At 68.8% G+C, this 612-nt stretch carries 1 pseudogene; it reads right to left on the reverse strand.

The window, feature by feature from the left end:
- Nucleotides 1–612, reverse strand: a pseudogene (locus QZH66_RS18055) (hypothetical protein); the annotation flags it as partial.

Genomic DNA, 612 nt, shown 5'->3' on the forward strand with positions numbered 1-612 from the left:
CGCCAGGTCGGTGAATGCCGTGGCCTTGCCGTCGGACAGGCGCACCACCTGGCCGCCGCCTGTGGCATTGAAGCGCACTTCGTAGTCCGACGCGGCGAACTGCAGTGGGTTGGTGAAGCCCACATTGCCGACCGCGGTGCCGCTGGTCAGGCCGGGCATGCTGGTGGGCACGGAGAACAGGTCCTTGCCCATCTGGCCGTCCAGCGTCAGGCCCAGCTGGTGCTGCTCGTTCATGGTCATGCCAATGGCCAGCGCCATGCGCCCGAGCAGGTTGCGCCCTTCCGCCAGGTCGCTGTTGTTGAAGCGCAGCAGGCCGGCGATTTCCCCGCCGCCGAGCATGGCCTCGTTCATGGCGATGGGCGCAGCGCCCGGGCGGTTGAAGAACAGCTGCAGCTGGCCGCTGCCCGGGAACTCGGGCGCATCGCCCACCGACAGCTGCGCCGCGCTGCTGCCCAGCACCAGGGGCTGGCTGCCGCCGACGAAGATGCCGATGCTGCCGTCGTCGGCCGCGACCTGCGTGGTCTGCACGTATTGGTTCAGGTCGCTGATCAGCTGGTCGCGCTGGTCGAGCAGGTCGTTCGGGCTTTGGCCATTGCCCTTGGCGCGCGCGAT

The organism is Stenotrophomonas sp. YIM B06876 (assembly GCF_030711595.1).
GTDB lineage: Bacteria > Pseudomonadota > Gammaproteobacteria > Xanthomonadales > Xanthomonadaceae > Stenotrophomonas.